This window comes from Lysobacter sp. TAB13 (genome assembly GCF_052113885.1).
GTDB classification, from domain to species: domain Bacteria; phylum Pseudomonadota; class Gammaproteobacteria; order Xanthomonadales; family Xanthomonadaceae; genus Lysobacter; species Lysobacter gummosus.
This window is the reverse complement of sequence record NZ_JBFRDR010000011.1, coordinates 113,987-135,672: the sequence shown is the minus strand read 5'-3', so window position 1 is coordinate 135,672 and position 21,686 is coordinate 113,987. Positions and strand designations below refer to the sequence as shown.

Sequence of the window (21,686 nt, the reverse complement as noted above, 5' to 3'; positions counted from 1 at the left end):
GCGTTCGCGGCCCCTGAGCATGAACGGAACGGGACAAACACCGCCGATCGTGCGGCTGCCGACCGTTTCGGACCGTTTTTGGGGTGGCCTTGGCCACCCGAAGTCCGGATAATGCACAAAAGCCGGACGGGGCCATCCCCGCCGGCTTTTTTCCGTTCATGGCCCTGTGGCGCGGCATCGGCTGCGACTGGCCCATGGCGGACCTCGCGGCCAAGGCCGCTTTCACAGCAAGCGCAGGAGTTTGGACTCATGGGTCAGTCAGTCGTCGTTCTCGGTGCCCAGTGGGGCGATGAAGGCAAGGGCAAAATCGTCGATCTGCTGACCGAGCAGATCGGTGCGGTCGTGCGGTTCCAGGGCGGCCACAACGCCGGCCACACCTTGGTGATCGGCGGCAAGAAGACCGTGCTGCATCTGATCCCCTCCGGCATCCTGCGCGAAGGCGCGCTGTGCCTGATCGGCAACGGCGTGGTGCTGAGCCCGGCGGCGCTGCGCAAGGAAATCGGCGAGCTGGAAGCCACCGGCGTGGAAGTGCGTTCGCGCCTGAAGATCAGCCCGGCCACGCCGCTGATCATGCCGTACCACATCGCCCTGGATCAGGCCCGCGAAAAGGCCGCCGGCGGCAAGGCCATCGGCACCACCGGCCGCGGCATCGGCCCGGCCTATGAAGACAAGGTGGCGCGCCGCGGCATCCGCGTGGCCGACCTGCATTACCCGGCCCAACTCGCCGAGCTGCTGCGCAGCGCGCTGGATTACCACAACTTCGTGCTGACCAAGTACCTGGGCGTGGAAGGCGTGGATTACCAGCAGACCCTGGACGAAGCGCTGGCCTTCGGCGAATACGTCGAGCCGATGAAGTCCGACGTCGCCGGCATCCTTCACGAGCTGCGCAAGCAGGGCAAGCGCGTGTTGTTCGAAGGCGCGCAGGGCTCGTTGCTCGACATCGATCACGGCACCTATCCGTACGTCACCTCGTCCAACACCACCGTCGGCGGCGCGCTCGCCGGCACCGGCGTGGGCGCGGATTCGATCGACTACGTGCTCGGCATCGCCAAGGCCTACGCCACCCGCGTCGGCGGCGGCCCGTTCCCGACCGAACTCGACGACGAAATCGGCCAGGGCATCCGCGACCGCGGCCAGGAATACGGCGCCACCACCGGCCGTCCGCGTCGTTGCGGCTGGATCGACATCGTCGCGCTCAAGCGCGCCGTGGCGATCAACGGCATCACCGGCCTGTGCATCACCAAGCTCGACGTGCTCGACGGCATGAAGACCTTGAAGATCTGCATCGCCTACGAATACCGCGGCAAGCGCACCGAATACGCGCCGCTGGACGCGGCCGGCTGGGACGAGTGCACGCCGGTCTACCTGGAGTTCCCGGGCTGGGACGAAAACACCCACGGCATCACCGAGTGGGACAAGCTGCCGCCGGCCGCGCGCGCTTACCTGCGCGCGTTGGAAGAACTCGCCGGCTGCCAGGTGGCGATCGTCTCCACCGGCCCGGACCGCGACCACACCATGGTGTTGCGCGATCCCTGGGCGTAAGCCTGCGGCGTTGCCGTTTCATCGAAAAGCCCCGCGAAAGCGGGGCTTTTCTTTTGCGCGGCCTGGGCAGGCGTTGAGGCGGACGGCGGCGCAATGTTCGCGCCGTTGCCGCCGTTACCGCGTCCGTCGATCAAGGCGGGGCTGCCGAATGATTGGTTCCTGATAGTCCCCGATGAAGCGTCCGGGGCGAACCCTGCGTAGCGCGATGCGCCTGTATCGTTGGGCCTCTCGAATCTTCCCTGCCATCGCCATGAACTCCGAATCGCCGCAAACCGCCACCGACTCCAAACGCGTACTGATCGTCTACGCCCATCCGGAACCGGCGTCGTTGAACGGCGCGCTCAAGGACGCGACGCGCGAGCACCTGCTCGCGCGCGGGCACGAGGTCGAGGTCAGCGATCTGTATGCGCAGAACTGGAAGGCCAGCGTCGATGGCGACGATTTCCCGTTGCGCGATGCCGCCGCGAAACTGGTCGTTCCCGCCGATTCGCGCCGCGCCTTCGACAGCGACTCGCTGACCGGCGACGTGCGCCGCGAGCAGGACAAACTGCGCTGGGCCGATGCGGTGATCCTGCAGTTTCCGCTGTGGTGGTTCTCGATGCCGGCGATCCTCAAGGGCTGGGTCGATCGCGTTTACGCCTACGGCTTCGCTTACGGCGTGGGCGAACATTCCGACCGGCGTTGGGGCGATCGCTACGGCGAAGGCCGGATGGCCGGCAAGCGCGCGATGCTGTCGGTCACCGCCGGCGGTTGGGAAGAGCACTACGGCCCGCGCGGAATCAACGGCCCGATCGACGACATGTTGTTTCCGATCAACCACGGCGTGCTGCATTACCCGGGCTTCGAGGTGATGCCGTCGTTCGTGGTCTACCGCACCGATCGCATGGGCGAGGATCAGTTCGCGGGCGTCCGCGAACGGCTGATCCAGCGCCTGGATGGTTTATGGACCGACGTGCCGATCGCGTTCCGCCAGCAGAACGCGGGCGATTACGAGGTGCCGTCGATGACGCTCAGGCCCGGGTTGGAACCGGCCGGAACGCAAGGGTTCGCCCTGCATGTGGCGGCCGGGCGGGACTGATCGGTCGCGATTGATACACGCCGCGATGGCCGCCCGCGCCGGCGCCGGGCGTTGTCCTGAGCGGGAAGGCACAAGGAGCGGGCCGTGGTCGCGTATTCATCGTGGTGGGGCAAGCGCGGCTTGCCGCTGGCGTTGTCGTTGATCGTCTGCGCCGCCGCCGCACCGGCGCGCGGCGCCCAATGCGGCATGAGCCTGTCGTTCCAGCAAACCGACGGCAACGCGCACGGCGGCCGCACCGCGGTGTGGGCCGATCCGCAGTCGGCGTCGCTGTTGTTCGTGGAAGCGCTCAACGTCAACACCGACGGTACGCGCCGTTCGTATCGCGTGGACGATTTTTGGGGCGAGCGGGTCGCGCTCAACAATCTGTGCAATGCGATGAGCGATGCTTGCGCGGGTTTGTCCAGCGCGCAGCTGCGCGCGCGACGCATCGCGACCGAGCAGGCCAGCGCCGCCGGCTGGCCCGCGGCGCAATTGCAGGCGACGCGGATTTCCTCTTCGATCATTCCCTTCCGCAACGGCAAGCCGTGTCCGGCGGTCGATGGCTTCCTGGTCTCGGCCACCGCGCTGCATGCGCCGGGCATGAGCGATGCCTGCGACATCGGCAACTACGTCGATGCCTTGCTGACGCCGGCGCTGGTGATTCCCAAGGCGCCGTCGCCGTTCGCCGCGCGCGCCAAGGTCGGCGATCTGGCGGTGACGATGGTACCCGGCACGAATCGCGTGGTGTTCGCGGTGGTCGGCGATTCCGGGCCGTCGCGGCAACTGGGCGAGGCGTCGATCGCGTTGAACGGCAAGCTGCTGGGCCGCGAAGGCTTGCCGCAGAACTATCTGGAAGTGCGCGGCAAGCCGCCGTTCCTCGGCCGCGGCTGGACCGTGCCGCGCGCGGCGGTGTTGATCTTCCCCGGCACCCGCGACACGCAACGGCCGTTCATGACGCCCGAGCGCATCGACGCGGCGGCGCGTGCCCGCTTCGAGCAGTGGGGCGGGGTAGAGCGGTTGTCGAAGTGCGTGGGCGATTATTCGTCCTGAGCTCGGGGCTGACAAAGCTATCTGCTGATGACGGGAGCCCGTTTGAGCCCCTCTCCCGCGCGCGGGAGAGGGGTTGGGGTGAGGGCGCGGGTAGTCGCAGAAATCCAAGCAAGAGCAATCGCGCCCACGGCGCTCACCCCCTCACCCCAGCCCACCCCGGCCCGAACGCATAGCGGTCGGGTGTTCGGTGCCGCGCGAGCCGGTGGCTCGCAAGCGCGGCCCGTCACCCCCGAAAGCGGGGAGGGAGAGGGAGAGGTCGCGGTCTTAGGCCGTTGCAGCCCTCGCCTTCGGGCCTGGCCGGGCCCCTGCGTCCCCCGGCTCCTACACAATCCTCACGCTTCCTCATCTAAAAAGTGTGCTGTCCGGCACATTTTGACCCGGACTCAAGTTGATTCCGGCGGCGTCTGGTCGCCTGCAGATCGAGGGGGCGACCGCCGCGAGCGGCGCCGGCCCCGGGTCCGCCGACGGCGGCGGACGATCCTGCGGTGGCTGCGCGCCTGCCTCACAGGGGGAGTAGGCGGCTCATGGTTACAGACAACGCGTGGCGCCCTGCGCGCCGAGGGTGTGCGGCCGCGCTGGCCGCGTTGATCGCGGCGGCGGTATTGCCGGCGCAGGCGCAGGTGCAGCGCACCTTCGTCAATCTCGGTTTCGAACAGCCCGATCTGGGCACCGGCGCCTGCGTCGCGTTCCTGGTCGGGCCGCAACAGGTCACCGGCTGGAACACTACGCACCCTTCTGGCATCGCCGGCGGTTGCGGGGTGACGCCCAACCCGGCCAGCGGGCCGGTCGTGGAACTGTGGGGCAACAGCTTCAACTCCACGCCCGCGCGCGCCGGCAAGCAGCACGCCGAACTCAACGCCAGCCAGGCCTCGCGTATCTTCCAGAACATCTGCCTGACCAACAGCGAAGTGATCAGCTGGCGGCTGAGCCATCGCGGCCGCAACTCGGCGACGACGCCGGACGTGATGAGCTTCGGCGTCAACGCATCGGGCAGCACCGCCACCGCGGTGACCAGCCCGATTGCCCAGATCGGCACCACCAACAACGGCACCGATCGCGTCGATACCGCCGGCACGCCGTCCTCGGCCAGCCAGGGCACGCTGAGCATCGGCGCCAGCAGCAACGGCTGGCGCGACTACAGCGGCAGCTTCACCTACACCGGAACCTCGGGCGTGCAGCAGGTCGGATTCGCCGCGGTCAGCAGCAGCGGCGCCATTTCGCTGGGTAATTTTCTCGACGAAATCCAGATCACCCTGCGCCCTTACATCGAATTCGACGCGGCCAACTACAGCACCCGCGAAGGCCAGGCGGCGACATTGCCGCGGTTGCGCGTGATCGGCACCGTGCCGGCCGGCGGCATCGTGGTTCCCGTTCGCATCACCGGCGGCACCGCCGCGCTCGGCAGCGATTTCAGCGTGACCAGCGGCAGCGGCAACATCGTCAACGTCAGCATTCCGGCCGGCAGCTACGACAACACCAGCTTCGACTTGCCGATCAGCATCACCGACGACGCGGTGATCGAGGACAACGAAACCGTGCAGTTCACCGCGCAGCCCAGCGCCAACGACTACACCCTGACCTCCACCACCAGTTGCGCGAGCGGCAGCGCCGGCCAGACGACGGCGACGCTCACCATCGTGGACAACGACGTCGATCTGCAGGCCGCCAAGCAGGTCGATAACGCCGCGCCCACGCCGGGCGGCAACGTGCAGTTCACCGTCACCTATCGCAACAACACCGCGCGGCCGACGGTGGGCGATACCAGCGCGCACGACGCGGCGGTGAACCTGTCCGACGCGGTGCCGGCCGGACTCACCTTCGTCTCGTGGACCTGCACGCCGATCGGCGCGGCGACCTGCCCGGCCGCCAGCGGCAGCGGCGCGATCAACGCCACCGCCACCTTGCCGGCCGGAAACGCCGCGGCCGGCGCGGGGCTGAGGTACACGATCAACGCGACCCTGGGCGCCGGCCAATGCGCGGCCATCGTCAACACCGCCACCATCGCCGCCCGCGCGCCGTTCGCCGAAGGCAGTTCGGCGCAAGCCGGTTTCGTCACCCCGGCGCCCGGCGGCAGCGCCGACAACAGCGCCGCGGCCACGGTCGATGCGGTGTGCGTGTCGTTGTCGCTGAGCAAGAACGACAACAACGTGAGCTACACCCCGGGCGGACAGGCCGACTACATCGTGCGCGCCTGCAACGCCAACGGCCCGGATGCGGCCAGCGGCGCGACCATTCGCGACAACCTGCCCAACGGTGCGCTTCTGCGCGCGCCGTGGTCGTGCGCGCCCGGCAGCGGCGGCGGCACTTGTCCGGCCGGCGGCGGAGCGGTCAACGACAACGCGATCGCGGTAACCGGCGTGGTGTTGCCGGTGGGCGCATGCGTGGACATCACCGTGCCGGTGCGCTTCAGCGCGAATCCCGCCGATTACTGATCGGCCCGCCGCCGCGCCGCGGATTTCGCGGCGCAGCGGCGGCGCTTAAGCTCGTGCGCAACTGCCAGGGAACCCATATGAAAGCCGGCGATTTCATCATCCTGCAGGACGACAACGGCGACTGGAATACGGTGCGTATTCTCGAAATCGACATCTGGCCCGATGGTAGGGAAGTCTTCCATTGCACCGGTTACCGGCCGACGCGCGAGCGTCCCCACATGGATGCGCTGCGGATGCTGGAAGTCGCGGTGCATCACGCGCCGATCGACGCGGCCGATTTCAAGGCGCGCTGGAGCGTGCTGCATTCGCAGCCGCTCACCGACGCGGACAAGGCCGGCTTCTTCGAATACCTCAAGCACACCGATTTCCCGCGCTATGTCGAAGCCACCGGCCAGGATCTGAGCGCGCTGATCGCCAGCGCCAACGCCGAATACCGCCAGGGCTGCGCGTTGAGCGAACAGGCCCAGCCGCAACGCGCGATCGAACATTACCAGCGCGCCTTCGATCTGTTTCCGCTGTTCTTCGAGGCGATCGACAACCGCGCTTTCAGCTTGATGGAACTGGGCGACTACGCCGCGGCGTTGACCGGCTTCGAGCATTCCCTGCGAGTGAATCCGCAAGGCCATGCGGCGAGGTTCTCGCGCGGCGAATGCCTGCTCAAGCTCGGCCGCTACGCTGAAGCCGAAGCGGTGTTCCGCGACGGCGCGCAGCGTCCGGGCGAGCATCAGGCGCTGTATCGGCAATTCGAAGAAACCGCGCGCAATCAGCGTTGGTTGGCGGCGCGCGGCAAGTAGTCCGGCACGGATCGGCCGACCGGATCGAGCGCTTAGCGACGATCCCTATCACCCGATCACGCACTCGATTCCGTATCGGTATCGAGGCCGACATTCGCGCCGTCGCACGCCGCGGAATCGCCCGCCTGCATGCCATGCGCCGCAAAACTGTGACGCAGTCCCGGCTGCAACGTCACCCAGTTCTTGCTAGGCTCCCCGGGCCACGGTACGTGGCCGTATGTCGCAAGGCGCTACGGCGGGGGTGTACGTGCGCTTCGCAAGACCTCCCGCCTTCAGGCGGGCCTCGGGGAAAGTCCGCAAGGTGCTCAGGAGGAGTCCAAAGATGTCCGAAGCAGTGACGCATCAGGTATTCGCAGATCCGCGCGTGGCCGAGCTGGCCGACGCCGTCGCCGCGGGCGATCGCGCCGATATCCGCCGCCTGGCCGCGGGCGTGGATCTGTCCGCGCGTGGCGACAGGCAGGTGACCCTGCTCGAATGGGCGGTGTTCAATCAAAGCCTGGACGGGTTGAGCGCGTTGCTCGAACTCGGCGCCGATCCGGCCTGGCCCGGCGTGGACGGCGGCACCGCCGTGCATCTGGCGGCGATGGCGAAAGATCCCGCGTTCCTGGAGACCCTGCTCGCGCACGGCGCCGATCCGGACACGCGGCATTCGGTGACCGGCGCGACACCGCTCAGCGCCGCGTTGATGGGCGAGAGGCCGGTGCAGTTCAAGCGTCTGTTGAGCGCGGGCGCCGATCCCAATCACGCCGATCGCATGGGCAATACCGCGCTGCACGTGGCCGGCAAGATCAACCAGCCCGATCACGCGCTGGAACTGCTCAAGGCCGGCGCCGACGCCAACGCGCGCAACGCTCAGGGCGTGACGTTCCAACGCTACGCCTTCATGACGCCGCCGAGCCTGCTCAACGCGCGCACCCGCGCCGACCGCGATGCGCTGCATGCGTGGCTGCGCGAGCACGGCATCGCGCTGGAACGCGGTTGAGACCTCGGCGACATCGCGCCGGACATCAGGAACTACGGCACACCAAGGAATTCAGGGAGACCGCAGCATGAGCCAGTCAAGCCAACCGCCCGCGGGCGAGCAGCCGCAATCCTTCGCCGATCAAGTGCGCGGCCAGCAGGCCAAGCCGATCGACAAGACCCTCGCCCGGCTGATGGACGACCTCTACGATCTGGGCCCCGGCATCGACGGCTTCAAACCGTTGAACGCCGAGCAACTGACGGCGGCCGGCATCGATCCGTCCAGCCTGGAAAACAAGGACTCGGGTTTTCTCGCGCGCATCTACGGCGACGAACACGGCCACTACGTGCTGGCCTATTCGGGCACCGACGAAGGCAAGGACTGGGTGACCAATTTCCGCCAGGGCCTGGGCTTCAAGGATGCGCAGTACAACCAGGCCATCGCGCTGGCGAGCGAAGCCAGCGTGGCGTTCGGCGATGAGGTGGTGATCACCGGTCATTCGCTCGGCGGCGGTCTGGCCGGCGCGGCGTCGATCAGCAGCGGCATTCCGGCGGTGACCTTCAATGCTTCGGGCGTGCACGACAAGACGCTCGAACGCATCGGCATCGACGCCGACGCGGCCAAGCGCGAGGTCGCCGAGAACGGCCAGATCCGCCGTTACGCGGTGAAGAACGAAATCCTCACCGATCTGCAGGAGCACAGCATTCCGCTGAAGTGGGCGATGCCCGACGCGGTCGGACACAAGATCGAACTGCCCGATCCGGACCCGCAGTCGTTCTGGGAGCGCATGGTGCCCGGCAACGGCATCAAGCACGGCGTGCAGATCCACTACATCGACGCGGTGATCAAGGCGCAGGAAATGGCCATGCCCGGCCCGGGGCAGCACGACGCCGGCCGCGGCCGCGTCGCCAGCGAGCCCGGCGCGGCGCTGGCGCCGCAGGCCCAGTCCGGGCCCGCGGACCCGGCCCATCCCGGCCATGCGCTCTACGGTCAGGCGCTGCGCGGTCTGCGCGGCCTGGAGCCGGGCGCGCTGGATTTCCGCGGCGAGCAGGGCTATCGCAACGCCGCCAGCCATTGCGCGCTGGACGCGCGCGCGCAGGGCATGGAGCGCATCGATCACGTGATCCCCGGCCGCGACGGCGGCGGTTTCTTCCTGGTCCAGGGCGGACTGGACGATCCCGGCCATCGTCGCGTGTTCCTCGACCAGCAGCGCGCGGTGTCGCAACCGCCGGACAACGCCGCGCCGGCCCAGCCCGCGCCGGCCGAAGCGCCCGCGCACAGCGAGCAACGCCGCGCGATGAGCAACTGAGCCGCATCGCCGGCGGCGGCCGCGGCCCCGCCGGCTTGTTCGAGTTCACGCTTTGCCGGTTCCGATCCGCGCGCGATACGGGATACGGGGCCGTTGCTTCGTCTGCATAAGGAAGTCCATCTCCCGACAGGACGTTCCCGCGTCATGACGCCGATTTCCTCGCCCGACCTGCCGCGCGCGCAGGCCGAGCTGCTCAAGCCCGATTCCAGCAACAGCAACCGCCGTCGCGTCGCCGACGCCCATCTCAAGCGCTATCCGCGCGATCCGGTGGTGTTGTACGCCTACATCGCCAGCCACATGCGCGACACGATCAAGTGGAGCATCGGCAACGACGACCGCACCCGCTATCCGTGGGCGCTGGGCCGCGCGCTGGCGACCGCGTTCGAAGTGCTGGCCCAACCCGATTCGCAGGCCTCGCCGATCCGCCCGGCGCTGGCGCGCGCGACCAACGTCGCCGCCGCGCTGCTGGCGCTGGAAGACCGCCCCGACGCGGCCGCGCTGGAACAGGCCGGCCTGCGCCTGGATGCGTACAAGGCCCTGGATGCGCAGCCGTTCCAGGACTACGAACGCGAGCAATGGTTTCCCGACAGCCACTACCGCGCCGCGCGCGGACGCTTGCGCGCGTGGCAGGCGGTGCTGGACAGCGAAACCCGCGCGCAGCCCGAATTCGGTTTCCTGGCCGACTACATCGAATCGCGCGATCTGCGCTGGGCCTTCGATCCGCTGGTGCTGCGGCCGCAGTTCCAGGCCTGGGCGCGACGCGAACTGCGCGAACGCCGCGGCAGCCGCGGCGGCGGCGCGATAGAGTTCGATTGCGTGGATTCCTATCGCAATCACGCCACGGTGCCTGAAAAGCAGATGTCGGCCTTGATCGTCGGCCGCCTGCTCGCGGCCTTGCTCGCCGGCATGCCCAATCTGGTTTCGAACGCGTGGCGGCTGAGCCTGTTCAAATTGCCCGGCACGGCGATCTATCTGGATGCCTTGTTCGCCGCCGGCCTGGACCCCAACGCGACCATGCGCGACGGCCATCCCTTGCTGCATTACGCGGTGGAGAAGGGCGATACGGTCGCGGTGCAGGCCTACCTCGCCGCCGGCGCCGATCCGCTGCGCGAAGTCGGCAACGACAACGCTCTGGACTACGCCAATTCGGTGGCGGTGAAAAAATTGCTGGAAGACGCCACGCGCCCGCGCGCGGCGCCGGCCGATGTGGCGCAGCTGCAGTCGGGCGCCACGCGCCTGAATCCGGCCGAGGCGGATTTCTGGGCCGGTTTGTACGGCGACAGCGCCGGCGACTTCGACGCCACCCTGGCCGAGTTGCAGCGCACGCCGCCGGAGAGTTGGAACGACGCGCTCGGCGGCGCGCTGTCGCAGCGCGCGCCGTGGCATCACCTGTTGCTGGCGCGCAGCCTGGCGCTGGCCGGCGTGCGTCAGTCGCCGTGCGGAACGCCGGGCCGCGAACCGATGTGGGTCTGCGGCGATCTGCACATCAACGGCCCACTGGAGCTGAGCCATCCGCTGGTAGTTACCGGCGATCTCACCGTCGACGGGCCGATCCTGGACTGCGACGAAAGCCTGCTGGTGGTGGCCGGTTCGCTCAAGGCGCGCGCCTTGATCACCGAAGGCGCGCTGCTGGTCGGCGGCGATTGCGAACTGGGCGAATTCCTGTGGGGCGATTACAACGATCAGCAGTTGATCGTGCGCGGCGGCTTGTCGGTGCCGTTGCTGGTGTTGAGCGATCACATCGCTCGCATCGGCGACGAAGACCGGGTCGGCTATCGGCTCGACGATCCGGATCAGGCCGGATTGTCGGACTGGTTCGTGCGCCAGGCCTTCGAGAACGAATGGTTGTCGCGCGACCGCATCGCGCGCTTGTTCAAGTCCGGACAGCCGGTGCTGCGCGCGCGCAACGCGCCGACGCCGGTGTTCGCCAGCGCGCTGTCGTGTTCGCGCATGTGAGCGCGTGCGCGGCGCGTCGTCGGCACCGCACACACGCCACGTTGCTGCTCACGCCTTCCAGACGCCCACCGGCTGCTTCACCGCGACGTTGAGCCGGTTCCAGACGTTGATGTTGGCGATCGCCACCACCAACGCGGCCAGCGCGGCTTCGTCGTAATGGCGCGCGGCTTCGCTCCAGATTTCGTCCGACACCGACTCGGGGCGATCGCTGATCCGGGTCAGCGCTTCGGTGAGCGCCAGCGCCGCGCGCTCGGCGTCGTCGAAGTAGGGCGCTTCGCGCCAGGCCGCGACCGCGAACAGGCGCTCATCGGTTTCGCCGGCCTTCTTGCCGGCCTTGGCGTGCATGTCCACGCACGCGCCGCAGCCGTTGATCTGGCTGGCGCGCAACTCGATCAGGATCAGCGTGGCATCGGGCACGCCCTTGCGCTCGACCGAGGCCTTCAGCGCCCACAGCGCTTTCATCGTTTCGGGCAGCACCACGGCGGGGTGATTCATGCGGGCTTGGAGGGTCATGGGTGGATCTCCTGTCTGGGTGAGGGGTGTTGAATCGGGCGTTCACTGGTCTGACGAAGCAGGCGCCGCGAACGTGACATCGGCTTGGTGAATATTTCCGCCACGTTCGCATCGGCCTTACACCGGGTCTGACGAGGCAGGTATCGCGAACGTGACATGCCCCCAAAAAGAAAACGGCCGTGCATCGAGCACGGCCGTTTTGGTGTGTTGCGTGGCGAGCGAAAAACGCCGAAGCGGGTTTGCCGCTTACTTCAAGCGTTGCAGCAACTCCTTGCCTACATCCGCCGCCGAGGCCGGGTTCTGCCCGGTAATCAGTTCGCGGTCGACCACCACCTTCGAAGTCCACGGTTGGGTATTGCTGCTGTAGCGCGCGCCGGCCTGTTCCAGCGCGGTCTGCGGATAGAACTTCATCTCCCCGCCCTTGAGCTGCGGCTTGGCGATGGTCTCTTCCTGATTGCTGATCACCGTGACCCGATAACCGGCGTAGATCCACTGCGCCGGCGTCGATGCGCGGCCGCCAGTGGCGAGCTGCGCGGTGAAGCTGGCCGCGTCGGGCAGGGTGGACAGCAACGCGATCGGGCCGTGGCAGACCAGCGCGGTGGTTTTGTTCTTGGCATGGAAATCGCTGAGCAGGCGGCCGAGCGCGGGGCTGTTCAACAAGTCCTGCATCGGCGCGTGGCCGCCGGGGATATAGACCGCGTCGTAGCGGTCGTAACCGGTTTGCTCGATCCGCGCCAGACTCACCACCGGCGATTTTTCCGCCGAAGTCAGCGCCAATTGATCGAGCAGCGCCTGATGCGCGCGCAGCGCTTCGGCGTCGCCGCCGAAGTACATCGGATCGGCCGAGCTGCGATCCAGCGTCGGCGCGCGGCCCTGCGGCGTGGCGAACGTGATCTGGTGGCCGGCGTCCAGCAAGGCCTTGACCGGCTGCATCAGTTCGTTGAGATAAAAACCGGTGGACAGCGTTTTGCCGTCCTTGAGATCGAGGTGGTCGGCATCGGACAGCACGATCAGCACCGAGCCGGCGTGGGCGCTGCCGAACGACAAGGCGAGGGCGAGAGAAGCGGCGAGTACTTGCAGGGATTTCATCGGAGGGCTCGTAGACAGGGGGGCGCCGCAACGGCGCGGGAATGCGTGGATCAAACGGCGGTGCGCGTCAGCAGCAGTTCGCGCAGCGCGGCGCCGACGGCACCGGCCGATTGCGGGTTCTGTCCGGTGACCAGGCGTCCATCGACGACGACCTGGCGGCTCCAGTTCGGCGCCGGCTGATGCAGCGCGCCGCGTTCGCGCAAAGTGCTGGCGAGCAGGAACGGCACCACATCGCTCAGGCCGACCGCGGCTTCCTCTTCGTCGGTGAACGCGCTCACGCGTTTGCCGGCGACCAGATACGCGCCGTTGCTGAGGGTGACGTTGACCAGCGCCGCCGGGCCGTGACACACCGCGGCGACCGCGCCGCCGGCTTCGAAAATTTCGCGCGTGACCCGGCGCACCGCGTCGCTGACCGGGAAGTCCCACATCGCGCCGTGGCCGCCGGCGAAGAAGATCGCCGAGTAGCGCGAGGCATCGACCGCGTCCAATGCCCGGGTGTCGCGCACCGCGGCGCGGAAGCCGGCGTCGTTCCAGTAGCGCGCGTTGAGCGCGTCTTCGACCTCCAGGCCGTCCACCGGCGGCTCGCCGCCCTGGATCGAGGCGAACTCCACCGCGATCCCGGCCGCTTCCAGTTCGGCCAGCGGATGGGTGACCTCGCCCAGGTAATAACCGGTCGGCTGGCCGGTCGAGCCTTTGACGCCGTGGCTGGTCAGCACGAACAGCACGGGCTTGAGGGAGGCGGAGGCGTTCGGGCTCATGGCGGTGTCCAGCGGGGAAGGGAGAGTGCGGGCACTGTATTGGCTTCTTCGGCGGCGATAAAATCCTGTAAAAACAAATCATCTGTTCTTCAGGAGCAAAGATGAGCCGTCGATTCGACCACCTGGGCGATGTGGAAACCTTCATCGCCGTCATCGAGCACGGCTCCCTGACCGCGGCGGCGGTGGCGCTGGCGACCACCCCGTCGGTGATCAGCCGCGCCATCGTCCGCCTGGAAAACCGGCTCGGCACCCAACTGCTGCGGCGGACCACGCGCCGCCAGGGGCTCACCGACGCCGGCCGCGTCTATCTGGAACACGCGCGTTCGGCCTTCGCTCTGATCGACGATGCCGAGCGCGCGATCCAGGACCAGAACGGTGAACTCAGCGGACGGGTGCGGCTGAGCGTGCCGACCACCTACGGCCACTACCGTCTGCCGGCGATGCTTCAGCGTTACGCGCAGCGGTATCCGCGGGTGTCGATCGAACTCAACATCGCCAATCGCAATGTCGATCTGGTGGCCGAGGGCTACGACCTAGCGATCCGCCTGGGCCAGTTGCCCGACAGCGGTCTGGTCGCGCGCAAGCTCGAAGACGCGATGCTGTGCGTGGTCGCCTCGCCGGAGTACCTTCAACGCGCCGGCATTCCGCAGGGGTTGGACGATCTCGCCGCGCACGTGTGTTTGCCGTTCGAAATGCCGAGTACCGGCCGCATCGCGCAGTGGCAGTTCCGCGATGGCGAGCGCGACATCGACTGGACGCCGGAATCGACCTTGCGCGTTTCCGACGACGTGCTCGGCGTGGTATCGCTGGCCGAGCACGGCGCCGGCCTGTGCCAGACCTACGACTTCATCGTCGCCGATCGCCTGCAGCGCGGGCACCTGGTCGAAGTACTGCCGCAACTGCGCGGACGCTCGCGTCCGTTTTCGTTGATCTACGCGCCGCATCGGCGCTTGTCGGCCGCTTCGCGTGCGTTGATCGATTTGATGGTGGGGGAGGCGTAAGGGGGCTGTTCTACGTCTTCAACGTTTCGGCTTCGAGTGTGGCGCACCTGCTTTTTTTGTTCGTCATTCCCGCGAAGGCGGGAATCCAGAGACTTCAGCGCCATGCCTCCAGTCCGTCATTCCCGCGAAAGCGGGAATCCAGCGACTTCAAACGTTCTCGCACGAAAGGCACTGGATTCCCACTTTCGCGGGAATGACGTTCTGAAAGAAGACGCTGAAGTCTCTGGATGTTCGGCTCCGCCGAAGTAAAGCGGAGCCCGCCTTCGCGGGAATGACGAGCAAAAACGAAGATGCTCCGCACCTGAAGCAGCTACGTTGAACCAACTCCAAGAACGGACACGATCTCGCCAGGAAGCAGCGCACTGCGCGGACCGTCGCGCAACCCCGAACGCCGCGCACGAACCAACCGCATCGATACGCCCCCGTGTAGTGGCACGCCATCCCGCCGCGACGCGGCGGTTTCCCTAACGGCCGCTAAACCCAAACGACCTTTCTCGTTTTATATGTCGGCAAAGCGACCGGGTTTAAAGAACTCTTAAACCGCGCTCGCTAGCATCGCGTGGTGCGAAGGCCGCGTCGCGTTCCTCGCGCTCCCCACTCTCCTGACAGGACTATTTCATGCGCATGGTTCGCCTCGTATCGCCGTTGCTGTTGTTGCTTCCCTTCGCAGTGTCGGCCCAGGTACGCCAGGAGGGCGAGGAGCGCGCCGACGTCGCACCGTCCAACTGGAGCCTCGGCATCGCCGGCGGCATCCGCACCGAGCTGTATGCCGGCGAGGGCAATCACACCCGCGCCATTCCGTTCTTCGGCTACGAAGGCGAGCGCTTCTATTTCCGCGGCATCACCGCCGGTTACCACCTGGTCAAGAGCGACAGCTTCGTTCTCGACGGCTTCGTCTCGGGCCGCCTGGACGCGATGGACGGGGACGATTTCGGCCGCCGCGAACTGGCGCGCCGCGGCATCAACCGCGACCTGCTCGAAGATCGCGACGACAGCGTCGATGCCGGCGTTTCGGCCAGCTGGCGCGGCACGGCCGGCGAAATCCAGGTGGAAGTGAAGGCCGACATCGCCGATGTCAGCGGCGGTTACGAGGCCGATGTCAGCTATCGCTATCCGATGCAGGCCGGCGGCTGGCTGTTCACGCCCAGCGTCGGCGTGACCGCGCTGTCGAAGGATCTGGCCAACTACTACTACGGCACCCTGGACAAGGAAGTCGCGCGCGGCGTGGTCAGCTATCGCCCCGGCAGCGTGACCATTCCCCACATCGGCGTGACCGTGGCCAAGCCCTTCGCCGAGAAGTGGCGCTTCATCGCCAACCTGAGCTATCAGGTGCTGCCGGACGACATCAGCGACAGCCCGCTGGTGGCGGAAAACACCGACGGCGTCGGCCAGGCGTTCTTCGGAATTACGCGCAGCTTCTGAGTGCGGCGCGCGTTACCTGAGTTGAACGAGGCAAGGCTCCGGTTCTCGCCCTTTGACGGGCGAGAGCCGCGAGCGATTTCGTAACCGGTGTATGTCATCGAGCGACTGCCTTCGCCCGTTAGCGGGCGAAGGCGCCCGAAGAGCCTGCCCCGCGCCAGCGCGGGACGGATGAGGAGGCTCTTCGCAATCCATTGCGATCGAATCAGGAGTCCGTACTCATGCATCAATCCGCATTACCCGCACGACAGGCGCCCGGCGCCGGACTGTTGGAACGGGCCTTCACCCGCTTGCTGATGCGGCCGGTGCAGATCACCTCGGTGCAGGCGCCCGATCCGGATTTCCGCCTGATCGCGATGCAGGGCGACGCGCTCAAGCGCGGCGCATGGTCGCCGGGCGACAAGATCCAGCTCAAGCTCGACGGCGGACTGCAGACGCGCACGTTCACCCCGATCGAACTCGATCCGGCCAGCGGCCGCATGCGCATCCTCGCTTACTGCCATGGCAGCGGCCCTGCCTCGGACTGGGCGCGCGGCGTGGCCGAGGGCGAAGTGCGACAGATCTTCGGCCCGCGCGGTTCGCTGAATCTGCAGAACCTGGCGTCGTGCACGGTGGTGTTCGGCGATGAGACCTCGTTCGCGCTGGCGGCGGCGTTGCAGCGCGACGAGCCCGGCCTGCGTTGCGTGTTCGAAGTCGCCTCGCCGGCGCGATCGCAACGGGTACTGGACCTGCTGGGCATCGGCCGAGCGCGTTTGATCGAACGCCGCGCCGACGACACGCATCTGGATCAGACCCTCGATGCGATCCAGCGCAGCGCCGAGATCCGCACCAGCTTCGTGCTGACCGGCCGCGCGCCGGCGATCCAGCGCATCGGCCGCGCGCTCAAGGCGCAGGGCCTGGGCGGCGGCGCCTTGCGGATCAAACCGTACTGGGCGCCGGGACGCACCGGGCTGGATTGAACGCTTGCTTCGCCGCAAGCGTTCGCAGTCGCGCAAGCATTGCCGCCGCGCGCATCAGTACAACGGCGTTCCCGCCTGATACGCCTCGACGAAGGCCTGCCAATCCAGCTGAGTCTGCGCGGCGTAGTCGAACGCGAACGCGCGTAGTTCCGACTTCAGCCCGCTCTTGCTAGTCGCCGCTTCCGTCACCTGCTTGTCGATGCTGTAGCTGACCACCGACACGTCGTAGTCCTGATCGGCCAAGGCATGCGCGCTGGCCAGCGCCTGGCCCAGATACGTCGCCGCGGTATCGAACTTGCCGGCGCTGTCGAGCTTGCTGACATCGAAGTCTTCCTGGAACGGCGACTTCTCATGCACGTAATACGGCTGGCCGGCGATGCTGGCATAGCCGATCAGCACGTCGGCATCGATGGTCTGCGCCTTGGCGGTACGCGCCACTCGCTGGCCCTGATGATCGCCATAGGCGGTGGCCGGCATGCGGCCGGGCGCGGCGATCGCGACCACGCTCGCGGCCTGCTGCTTGAACTCCAGGATCACATCGTCCGCGGTCGAAGCGGTCGGTCCTTCGATCAGCACGTAATAGCGCAGCTTGCCCAGGCTGCCGACGCCGGAGCCGAGCTTCTGGCGCACGTCCTTCACGGTGTAGTAGCTGCTGGCATAGCGCTTGGACGCGGCGATGGTGCCGACGTAAGCGGCCATCGAACCACTTACCGCGCTGTAACCGGCCGCCGGCAGCGCGACCAGATTGGACAGGTTCTGGAAGCGGCGAGCGCTGCCGCTGAGCGCGGTGTATTTCGACAACAGACTCGCCCGGGTCTTGCCGTCGGCCTTGGCGATCAAATCGTCCACCACGCCGGTGGTGTTGTCCTTGCTCAGGCGCAGGCTGGCTTCGCCGTCGCTGCCCTTGAACGCGGACATCTGATCCAGATACGCACCGACCAGGGTGTCGATGGCCGCGCCGATGTCGCTGTCGCTCAGGCCGTTGTCGCGGCCGGCCAGGACCATGCTGGCGGCGAGCCGGCGCAGGTCCCACACGTATTGGCCCAGATAGCCTTCGTCGTAGTCGGCGGCCTTGAACACGGCCTTGCCGCTGGCGTCGCGCGCGGCGTCGAAGTTGCCCAGGTGGGTGTCGCCGCCGAGCCAGGTGTAGCCGGTCTGCGCGCTGGTGTAGGCCGAGGCCGGACGGGTCAGCATGTCCTGATAGAACAGATGATCGGCGCCGCGATAGAAGTCGTAGGCGCTGCCGGCCATGGTCGCCAGCTTGGTGTCCAGCTCGTTGCTCGCGGCGGCGGCGTAGGGATGGTTGTAATCGCGGATCTGCGCGACCACCCAGCTCTTGCGCGCGCCGGCGGCGTCGGCGTCGGGAGCGTTGGTGCAGGCGGCGAGGGCCAGGGCGAGAGCGAGCAAGGGAGCGCTGCGAGGCGGCATGCGGGCGGATCCGGACGGAAGAAGGGGCGCGCGCCGGCCCACGGAAGGTTCCGATGCGCCGCGACAGTCGACCATGCGTCCATGTCAGCGGCATGAATCCCGCCGCCGGCCGCCATGGCGCCGCGGCGCGAACTGCGGTTTGATGGAGCGCCGGAGCGGTTCCGGCGACGGCAAGGAGGCTGGACCGTGCGACGCCTGCGACATCTGCTGTATCTGCTGCTGATCCTCGCCGCGCTCGCCGCCCTGGCGCTGGCCCTGGTCGTGCAGCCCTTCGTCGCGCCGCGGCCCTCGCATCCGCCGGCCGCCGACCCGCAACGGCTGCGCGCCGACGTCAAATATCTGTCGGTGGACCTGTATCCGCGCAGTTACGATCAGTTCGACAACATCGATCTGGCCGCGTGCCACATCCATGAGCAACTGCGGCTAACCGGCGCGCAGGTGAGCTATCAGGACGTGGTGGTGGAAGGCGTCACCTACCGCAACGTCATCGCGCGTTTCGGTCCGCAGAACGGGCCGCTGCGGGTGATCGGCGCGCATTACGATTCCTTCGCCGATGTCGGCCGCGACAGCGACGATGAGCGCGGCTACTCGCCCAAGACCCACACGCCCGGCGCGGACGACAACGCCAGCGGTGTGGCCGGATTGTTGGAGCTCGCGCGCCTGCTGGGCCGCAGCCCACAGACGCGGCCGATCGAACTGGTGGCCTACACCCTGGAAGAGCCGCCGCATTTCCGCAGCGAACACATGGGCAGCGCCTGGCACGCGCGCGCGCTGCGCGAGGCCGGCCGCGAGGTCGAGTTCATGCTGTCGCTGGAAATGATCGGCCGCTTCAGCGACCGCCCCGGCAGTCAGCGCTATCCCGTGCGCGGCATGCACTGGTTGTATTCCGACCGCGGCGATTTCGTCGTCGTCACCGGCCGCATGAGCGACTTCGGCGCGACCCGAAGGATCAAGGCGGCGATGGCCGGCGCCGGCGACCTGCCGGTGTATTCGATCAACGCCCCGCCGCTGCTGGTGCAGGGCGTGGATTTCTCCGATCACCTCAGCTACTGGCACGAAGGCTATCCGGCGCTGATGGTCAGCGACACCGCGTTCCTGCGCAGCAACACCTACCATCAGGCCAGCGATACCTACGACAAGCTCGACTACGCGCGAATGGCGAAGGTGGTGCAGGCGGTGTATGCGGTGACTCAGCAGCCGTGAGCGGCGAGGCGGCGGGTTTTTCGCACCGCCTCGTTCGCGACATCAATCGATGCGATAAACCCGCGCCTTCGGCGTGTCTTCATCGACCTGCAGGAACCAGCGGCCGGCGACGCCGGGGATGACCACGATCTCGGGCTTGACCATCGGCTTGGGCAGTTTCATCGCGCCCTTGAGCACCTTCCACTGCTGACCGTTCTCCAGCTCGAACACCGTGCCCGGCTCCCAGCCGGCGACGTCGTGCTTCAGGCGGCTCTTGATCGGCTCGTCGTTGAGGCCGATGAACTGGCCCGCGCCGGGGCGGTGAGCGGGCGGCGCGCCGGCGCCGACGGCGGGATCGGCGGGACCGGCGGCTTGCGGCGCACCCGCGCCGATCGCCGGGCCGGGCGCGTGCGGCGCGGCTTCGGCCACCGGCGGCGCGGTCTTGTCGTCGGCTTCGCGCAGCATGCGGTTGAGCGTCGCCAGCTGCTCGGCCGACAGGCCGACTTCGCGCAACTGCTCAGGCGTCAGGCGTTGTTCGATCTCGACATACGGCGGTTTGGCCAGGGCCATCGGCGACAGCAGCGCCAGCGCCAGCAATACGGAAACGAGTTTGAACAAACGCATGGGGGAAGGGCCTGTAAAGAGAACCGGCGACCGGACAGGTCCAAAGCGGAGGCTGCCGTCGTGGGATGACGGCAATTTATGGCTGTTGCGTGACAATTCGAAGACAAGGGGCCGGCCGGGCCTGTCTGACCGCTACCGAAGCCGCGACAAGGCGGCAGCCCCCGATGCCCCCGGGGCGGGGCGAGGATCAGCGCGGCGGCGCGGTGTTGCCGCGTTGCGGCGCCGACCACGGCCGCACTTCCACGCTGAAGCCGTAGTCCAGACCCGGATGGCTTTCGGCGACGCGGGCGGCTTCGTCGAGATCGCGCGCATGCAGAAACAGCAAGGCCGTCACCGGCGGCGCCTCGGCTTGCGTAGCGGCCGTCTGCGGGCCGCGATAACGGCCTTCGGCCGCGAGCAGATGCGGATCGAGTCGATGGCCGGCCTGGTTTTGCGCGGCGGCCCAGGGGCCGACGGCCTGGTTCAGACGTTGTTGCTCGGCGTCGTCGAGCGCGGCGCGCGGGCGGCGGAACAGGATGACGTAGGTGTTCATGGCGACAATGGCTCGGGTATCGGGAGAGGGCGCGGCGAGGGGCGCGGCATGGCTGAGCGGCGCGGCGATCGCAAGCAGATACAAGGCGAGTAGCTGCAACGATCGACGGCGCGGCCGCTCGCGGTGAAGGAGATGAAGTGAGTGCATGGCGCGCACTGTGCCGCGCGCGGATCGCGCCGGCTTGTAAAAAATCGGCGTGCCGCCAGCGCGCGGCCGGGCAGATCAGCGCGATACGGCGGCGTCGAAGAACGCGGTCGGCGCGCGGCCGGTGGCGCGGCGGAAGTCGTGATTGAAATGCGCCTGATCGTAGTAACCGGCGGCCAAGGCCAGTTCGGCCAGATCGGCGCCGGCCGTATGCAGGCGCACCGCGCGCTGCAGTCTGAGCATGGAAGCGAACTTCTTCGGCGACACGCCGACCACACGCTTGAAGCGGCGTTCCAGCGCACTCTGGCTTAGGCCGATATGCCGGGTCAGGGCGTCGATGCGCCGCAGCGCCGGTTGCCGCTCAAGCCATGCGACCGCGGCCGTCATCAGCGGATCGGGCGCGGGCTGGCGCAGGCGCGCGAGCAGAAATGCTTCCAGCAGGCGCACGCGCTGCGGGTGATCGAGGGCGAGCGCGAGCCGTTCGTGCAGCGCGCGCAGTTCGTCCTCGCGTCCCAGCACCCCGCTCAGGTCGGTGGTGGTGCCGGCGAATTCGGCCAGCGACGGGCGCAGGAACGCGGCCGCGCCGACCGGCGAGAACGAGGCCAGCAGCACTGAGTGGCCGGCGTCGTGGCGATGCGCGCGCAAGGTATCGCGCAGGCCGGTCAGCGCCGACAACGGCACCGGTTCGCCGGCATCCAGCAGGCAGCGGCCGCGAAACGAAAACGCCGCGACCGCGCCGGTGTCGGGCAGATGCGTGTCGTCGTGCGCGCTGGCGAACTCGACCACCATGAATCGGCGCACGAACGGCCGCAGCGGCGCGCTGGGCGCCTGCTGGAACACCTGCATGGGGGAATGCGGGATCGGATGCATGCCAGAGGCGGTGACCGTCGGCGATGCATGCATGGTATCGAGCCGGAGGTTCGGCCGATAGCGACT

At 67.7% G+C, this 21,686-nt stretch carries 19 protein-coding genes; 12 read left to right on the top strand and 7 right to left on the bottom strand.

The features are described from left to right. Window positions 1-249 precede the first annotated feature (249 nt). The 8 genes from AB4Y92_RS14855 to AB4Y92_RS14820 all read left to right on the top strand — a co-directional run bounded on the left by AB4Y92_RS14855 (window position 250) and on the right by AB4Y92_RS14820 (window position 11,101). Entirely contained in the window at window positions 250-1,542 is a 1,293-nt protein-coding gene (locus AB4Y92_RS14855) for an adenylosuccinate synthase (RefSeq protein ID WP_441820366.1), read from the top strand. A 250-nt stretch (window positions 1,543-1,792) separates the two neighbouring features. Further along, window positions 1,793-2,620 (top strand): NAD(P)H-dependent oxidoreductase, encoded by an 828-nt coding sequence (locus AB4Y92_RS14850; RefSeq protein ID WP_441820365.1) that lies wholly within the window; start codon window positions 1,793-1,795, stop codon window positions 2,618-2,620. Window positions 2,621-2,704: 84 nt separating this feature from the next. Beyond that, window positions 2,705-3,649 carry a hypothetical protein gene (locus AB4Y92_RS14845; RefSeq protein WP_441820364.1) on the top strand — a complete coding sequence of 315 codons (945 nt, stop codon included), beginning with the start codon at window positions 2,705-2,707 and terminating at the stop codon, window positions 3,647-3,649. A 524-nt stretch (window positions 3,650-4,173) separates the two neighbouring features. Continuing rightward, window positions 4,174-6,081, top strand: coding sequence for a hypothetical protein (locus AB4Y92_RS14840; protein ID WP_441820363.1), 1,908 nt, complete (start codon window positions 4,174-4,176; stop codon window positions 6,079-6,081). 77 nt (window positions 6,082-6,158) lie between these two features. Then, window positions 6,159-6,875: a tetratricopeptide repeat protein gene (locus tag AB4Y92_RS14835; RefSeq protein WP_441820362.1), complete on the top strand. Its 717-nt coding sequence runs from the start codon at window positions 6,159-6,161 to the stop codon at window positions 6,873-6,875. A 322-nt stretch (window positions 6,876-7,197) separates the two neighbouring features. Then, window positions 7,198-7,857 (top strand): ankyrin repeat domain-containing protein, encoded by a 660-nt coding sequence (locus AB4Y92_RS14830; protein ID WP_441820361.1) that lies wholly within the window; start codon window positions 7,198-7,200, stop codon window positions 7,855-7,857. A 67-nt stretch (window positions 7,858-7,924) separates the two neighbouring features. Next, window positions 7,925-9,145 carry an XVIPCD domain-containing protein gene (locus AB4Y92_RS14825; protein ID WP_441820360.1) on the top strand — a complete coding sequence of 407 codons (1,221 nt, stop codon included), beginning with the start codon at window positions 7,925-7,927 and terminating at the stop codon, window positions 9,143-9,145. A 144-nt stretch (window positions 9,146-9,289) separates the two neighbouring features. After that, the gene (locus AB4Y92_RS14820) at window positions 9,290-11,101 is read left to right on the top strand and encodes a hypothetical protein (RefSeq protein WP_441820359.1); all 1,812 of its coding nucleotides are present in this window, start codon (window positions 9,290-9,292) and stop codon (window positions 11,099-11,101) included. 48 nt (window positions 11,102-11,149) lie between these two features. Here AB4Y92_RS14820 and AB4Y92_RS14815 read toward each other — a convergent pair whose 3' ends face one another. The 3 genes from AB4Y92_RS14815 to AB4Y92_RS14805 all read right to left on the bottom strand — a co-directional run bounded on the left by AB4Y92_RS14815 (window position 11,150) and on the right by AB4Y92_RS14805 (window position 13,461). Continuing rightward, window positions 11,150-11,614: a carboxymuconolactone decarboxylase family protein gene (locus AB4Y92_RS14815; RefSeq protein ID WP_441820358.1), complete on the bottom strand. Its 465-nt coding sequence runs from the start codon at window positions 11,612-11,614 to the stop codon at window positions 11,150-11,152. Window positions 11,615-11,860: 246 nt separating this feature from the next. Next, window positions 11,861-12,703 carry a type 1 glutamine amidotransferase domain-containing protein gene (locus AB4Y92_RS14810; RefSeq protein ID WP_441820357.1) on the bottom strand — a complete coding sequence of 281 codons (843 nt, stop codon included), beginning with the start codon at window positions 12,701-12,703 and terminating at the stop codon, window positions 11,861-11,863. 50 nt (window positions 12,704-12,753) lie between these two features. Then, window positions 12,754-13,461, bottom strand: a complete 708-nt coding sequence (locus AB4Y92_RS14805) for a type 1 glutamine amidotransferase domain-containing protein (protein ID WP_441820356.1) — start codon at window positions 13,459-13,461, stop codon at window positions 12,754-12,756. Window positions 13,462-13,562: 101 nt separating this feature from the next. Here AB4Y92_RS14805 and AB4Y92_RS14800 point away from each other — a divergent pair, with 101 nt between their 5' ends. The 3 genes from AB4Y92_RS14800 to AB4Y92_RS14790 all read left to right on the top strand — a co-directional run bounded on the left by AB4Y92_RS14800 (window position 13,563) and on the right by AB4Y92_RS14790 (window position 16,840). Beyond that, window positions 13,563-14,462: a LysR substrate-binding domain-containing protein gene (locus AB4Y92_RS14800; protein ID WP_441820355.1), complete on the top strand. Its 900-nt coding sequence runs from the start codon at window positions 13,563-13,565 to the stop codon at window positions 14,460-14,462. A gap of 618 nt (window positions 14,463-15,080) precedes the next feature. Then, window positions 15,081-15,884 (top strand): MipA/OmpV family protein, encoded by an 804-nt coding sequence (locus tag AB4Y92_RS14795; protein WP_441820354.1) that lies wholly within the window; start codon window positions 15,081-15,083, stop codon window positions 15,882-15,884. 218 nt (window positions 15,885-16,102) lie between these two features. Then, window positions 16,103-16,840: a siderophore-interacting protein gene (locus AB4Y92_RS14790; protein ID WP_441820353.1), complete on the top strand. Its 738-nt coding sequence runs from the start codon at window positions 16,103-16,105 to the stop codon at window positions 16,838-16,840. Window positions 16,841-16,894: 54 nt separating this feature from the next. Here AB4Y92_RS14790 and AB4Y92_RS14785 read toward each other — a convergent pair whose 3' ends face one another. Continuing rightward, a complete protein-coding gene (locus AB4Y92_RS14785; RefSeq protein ID WP_441820352.1) occupies window positions 16,895-18,268 on the bottom strand; it encodes a DUF2252 family protein in 1,374 nt (457 codons plus the stop codon). Between the two features lie 186 nt (window positions 18,269-18,454). Here AB4Y92_RS14785 and AB4Y92_RS14780 point away from each other — a divergent pair, with 186 nt between their 5' ends. Next, window positions 18,455-19,471, top strand: a complete 1,017-nt coding sequence (locus AB4Y92_RS14780) for a M28 family peptidase (RefSeq protein ID WP_441820351.1) — start codon at window positions 18,455-18,457, stop codon at window positions 19,469-19,471. 42 nt (window positions 19,472-19,513) lie between these two features. Here AB4Y92_RS14780 and AB4Y92_RS14775 read toward each other — a convergent pair whose 3' ends face one another. The 3 genes from AB4Y92_RS14775 to AB4Y92_RS14765 all read right to left on the bottom strand — a co-directional run bounded on the left by AB4Y92_RS14775 (window position 19,514) and on the right by AB4Y92_RS14765 (window position 21,653). Next, on the bottom strand, window positions 19,514-20,074 hold the full coding sequence (locus tag AB4Y92_RS14775; RefSeq protein ID WP_441820350.1) for a hypothetical protein: 561 nt from the start codon (window positions 20,072-20,074) through the stop codon (window positions 19,514-19,516). 187 nt (window positions 20,075-20,261) lie between these two features. Continuing rightward, window positions 20,262-20,606 (bottom strand): hypothetical protein, encoded by a 345-nt coding sequence (locus tag AB4Y92_RS14770; protein WP_441820349.1) that lies wholly within the window; start codon window positions 20,604-20,606, stop codon window positions 20,262-20,264. Window positions 20,607-20,828: 222 nt separating this feature from the next. Next, window positions 20,829-21,653 carry a helix-turn-helix domain-containing protein gene (locus AB4Y92_RS14765; RefSeq protein WP_441820348.1) on the bottom strand — a complete coding sequence of 275 codons (825 nt, stop codon included), beginning with the start codon at window positions 21,651-21,653 and terminating at the stop codon, window positions 20,829-20,831. Window positions 21,654-21,686 lie beyond the last annotated feature (33 nt).

Bases quoted from the DNA above. Each gene is read 5' to 3' on its own strand.
- AB4Y92_RS14855 (WP_441820366.1), top strand. From the start codon at position 250: ATGGGTCAGTCAGTCGTCGTTCTCGGTGCCCAGTGGGGCGATGAAGGC.
- AB4Y92_RS14850 (WP_441820365.1), top strand. From the start codon at position 1,793: ATGAACTCCGAATCGCCGCAAACCGCCACCGACTCCAAACGCGTACTG.
- AB4Y92_RS14840 (WP_441820363.1), top strand. From the start codon at position 4,174: ATGGTTACAGACAACGCGTGGCGCCCTGCGCGCCGAGGGTGTGCGGCC.
- AB4Y92_RS14835 (WP_441820362.1), top strand. From the start codon at position 6,159: ATGAAAGCCGGCGATTTCATCATCCTGCAGGACGACAACGGCGACTGG.
- AB4Y92_RS14830 (WP_441820361.1), top strand. From the start codon at position 7,198: ATGTCCGAAGCAGTGACGCATCAGGTATTCGCAGATCCGCGCGTGGCC.
- AB4Y92_RS14825 (WP_441820360.1), top strand. From the start codon at position 7,925: ATGAGCCAGTCAAGCCAACCGCCCGCGGGCGAGCAGCCGCAATCCTTC.
- AB4Y92_RS14820 (WP_441820359.1), top strand. From the start codon at position 9,290: ATGACGCCGATTTCCTCGCCCGACCTGCCGCGCGCGCAGGCCGAGCTG.
- AB4Y92_RS14815 (WP_441820358.1), bottom strand. From the start codon at position 11,614: ATGACCCTCCAAGCCCGCATGAATCACCCCGCCGTGGTGCTGCCCGAA.
- AB4Y92_RS14810 (WP_441820357.1), bottom strand. From the start codon at position 12,703: ATGAAATCCCTGCAAGTACTCGCCGCTTCTCTCGCCCTCGCCTTGTCG.
- AB4Y92_RS14805 (WP_441820356.1), bottom strand. From the start codon at position 13,461: ATGAGCCCGAACGCCTCCGCCTCCCTCAAGCCCGTGCTGTTCGTGCTG.
- AB4Y92_RS14800 (WP_441820355.1), top strand. From the start codon at position 13,563: ATGAGCCGTCGATTCGACCACCTGGGCGATGTGGAAACCTTCATCGCC.
- AB4Y92_RS14795 (WP_441820354.1), top strand. From the start codon at position 15,081: ATGCGCATGGTTCGCCTCGTATCGCCGTTGCTGTTGTTGCTTCCCTTC.
- AB4Y92_RS14790 (WP_441820353.1), top strand. From the start codon at position 16,103: ATGCATCAATCCGCATTACCCGCACGACAGGCGCCCGGCGCCGGACTG.
- AB4Y92_RS14785 (WP_441820352.1), bottom strand. From the start codon at position 18,268: ATGCCGCCTCGCAGCGCTCCCTTGCTCGCTCTCGCCCTGGCCCTCGCC.
- AB4Y92_RS14775 (WP_441820350.1), bottom strand. From the start codon at position 20,074: ATGCGTTTGTTCAAACTCGTTTCCGTATTGCTGGCGCTGGCGCTGCTG.
- AB4Y92_RS14770 (WP_441820349.1), bottom strand. From the start codon at position 20,606: ATGAACACCTACGTCATCCTGTTCCGCCGCCCGCGCGCCGCGCTCGAC.
- AB4Y92_RS14765 (WP_441820348.1), bottom strand. From the start codon at position 21,653: ATGCATGCATCGCCGACGGTCACCGCCTCTGGCATGCATCCGATCCCG.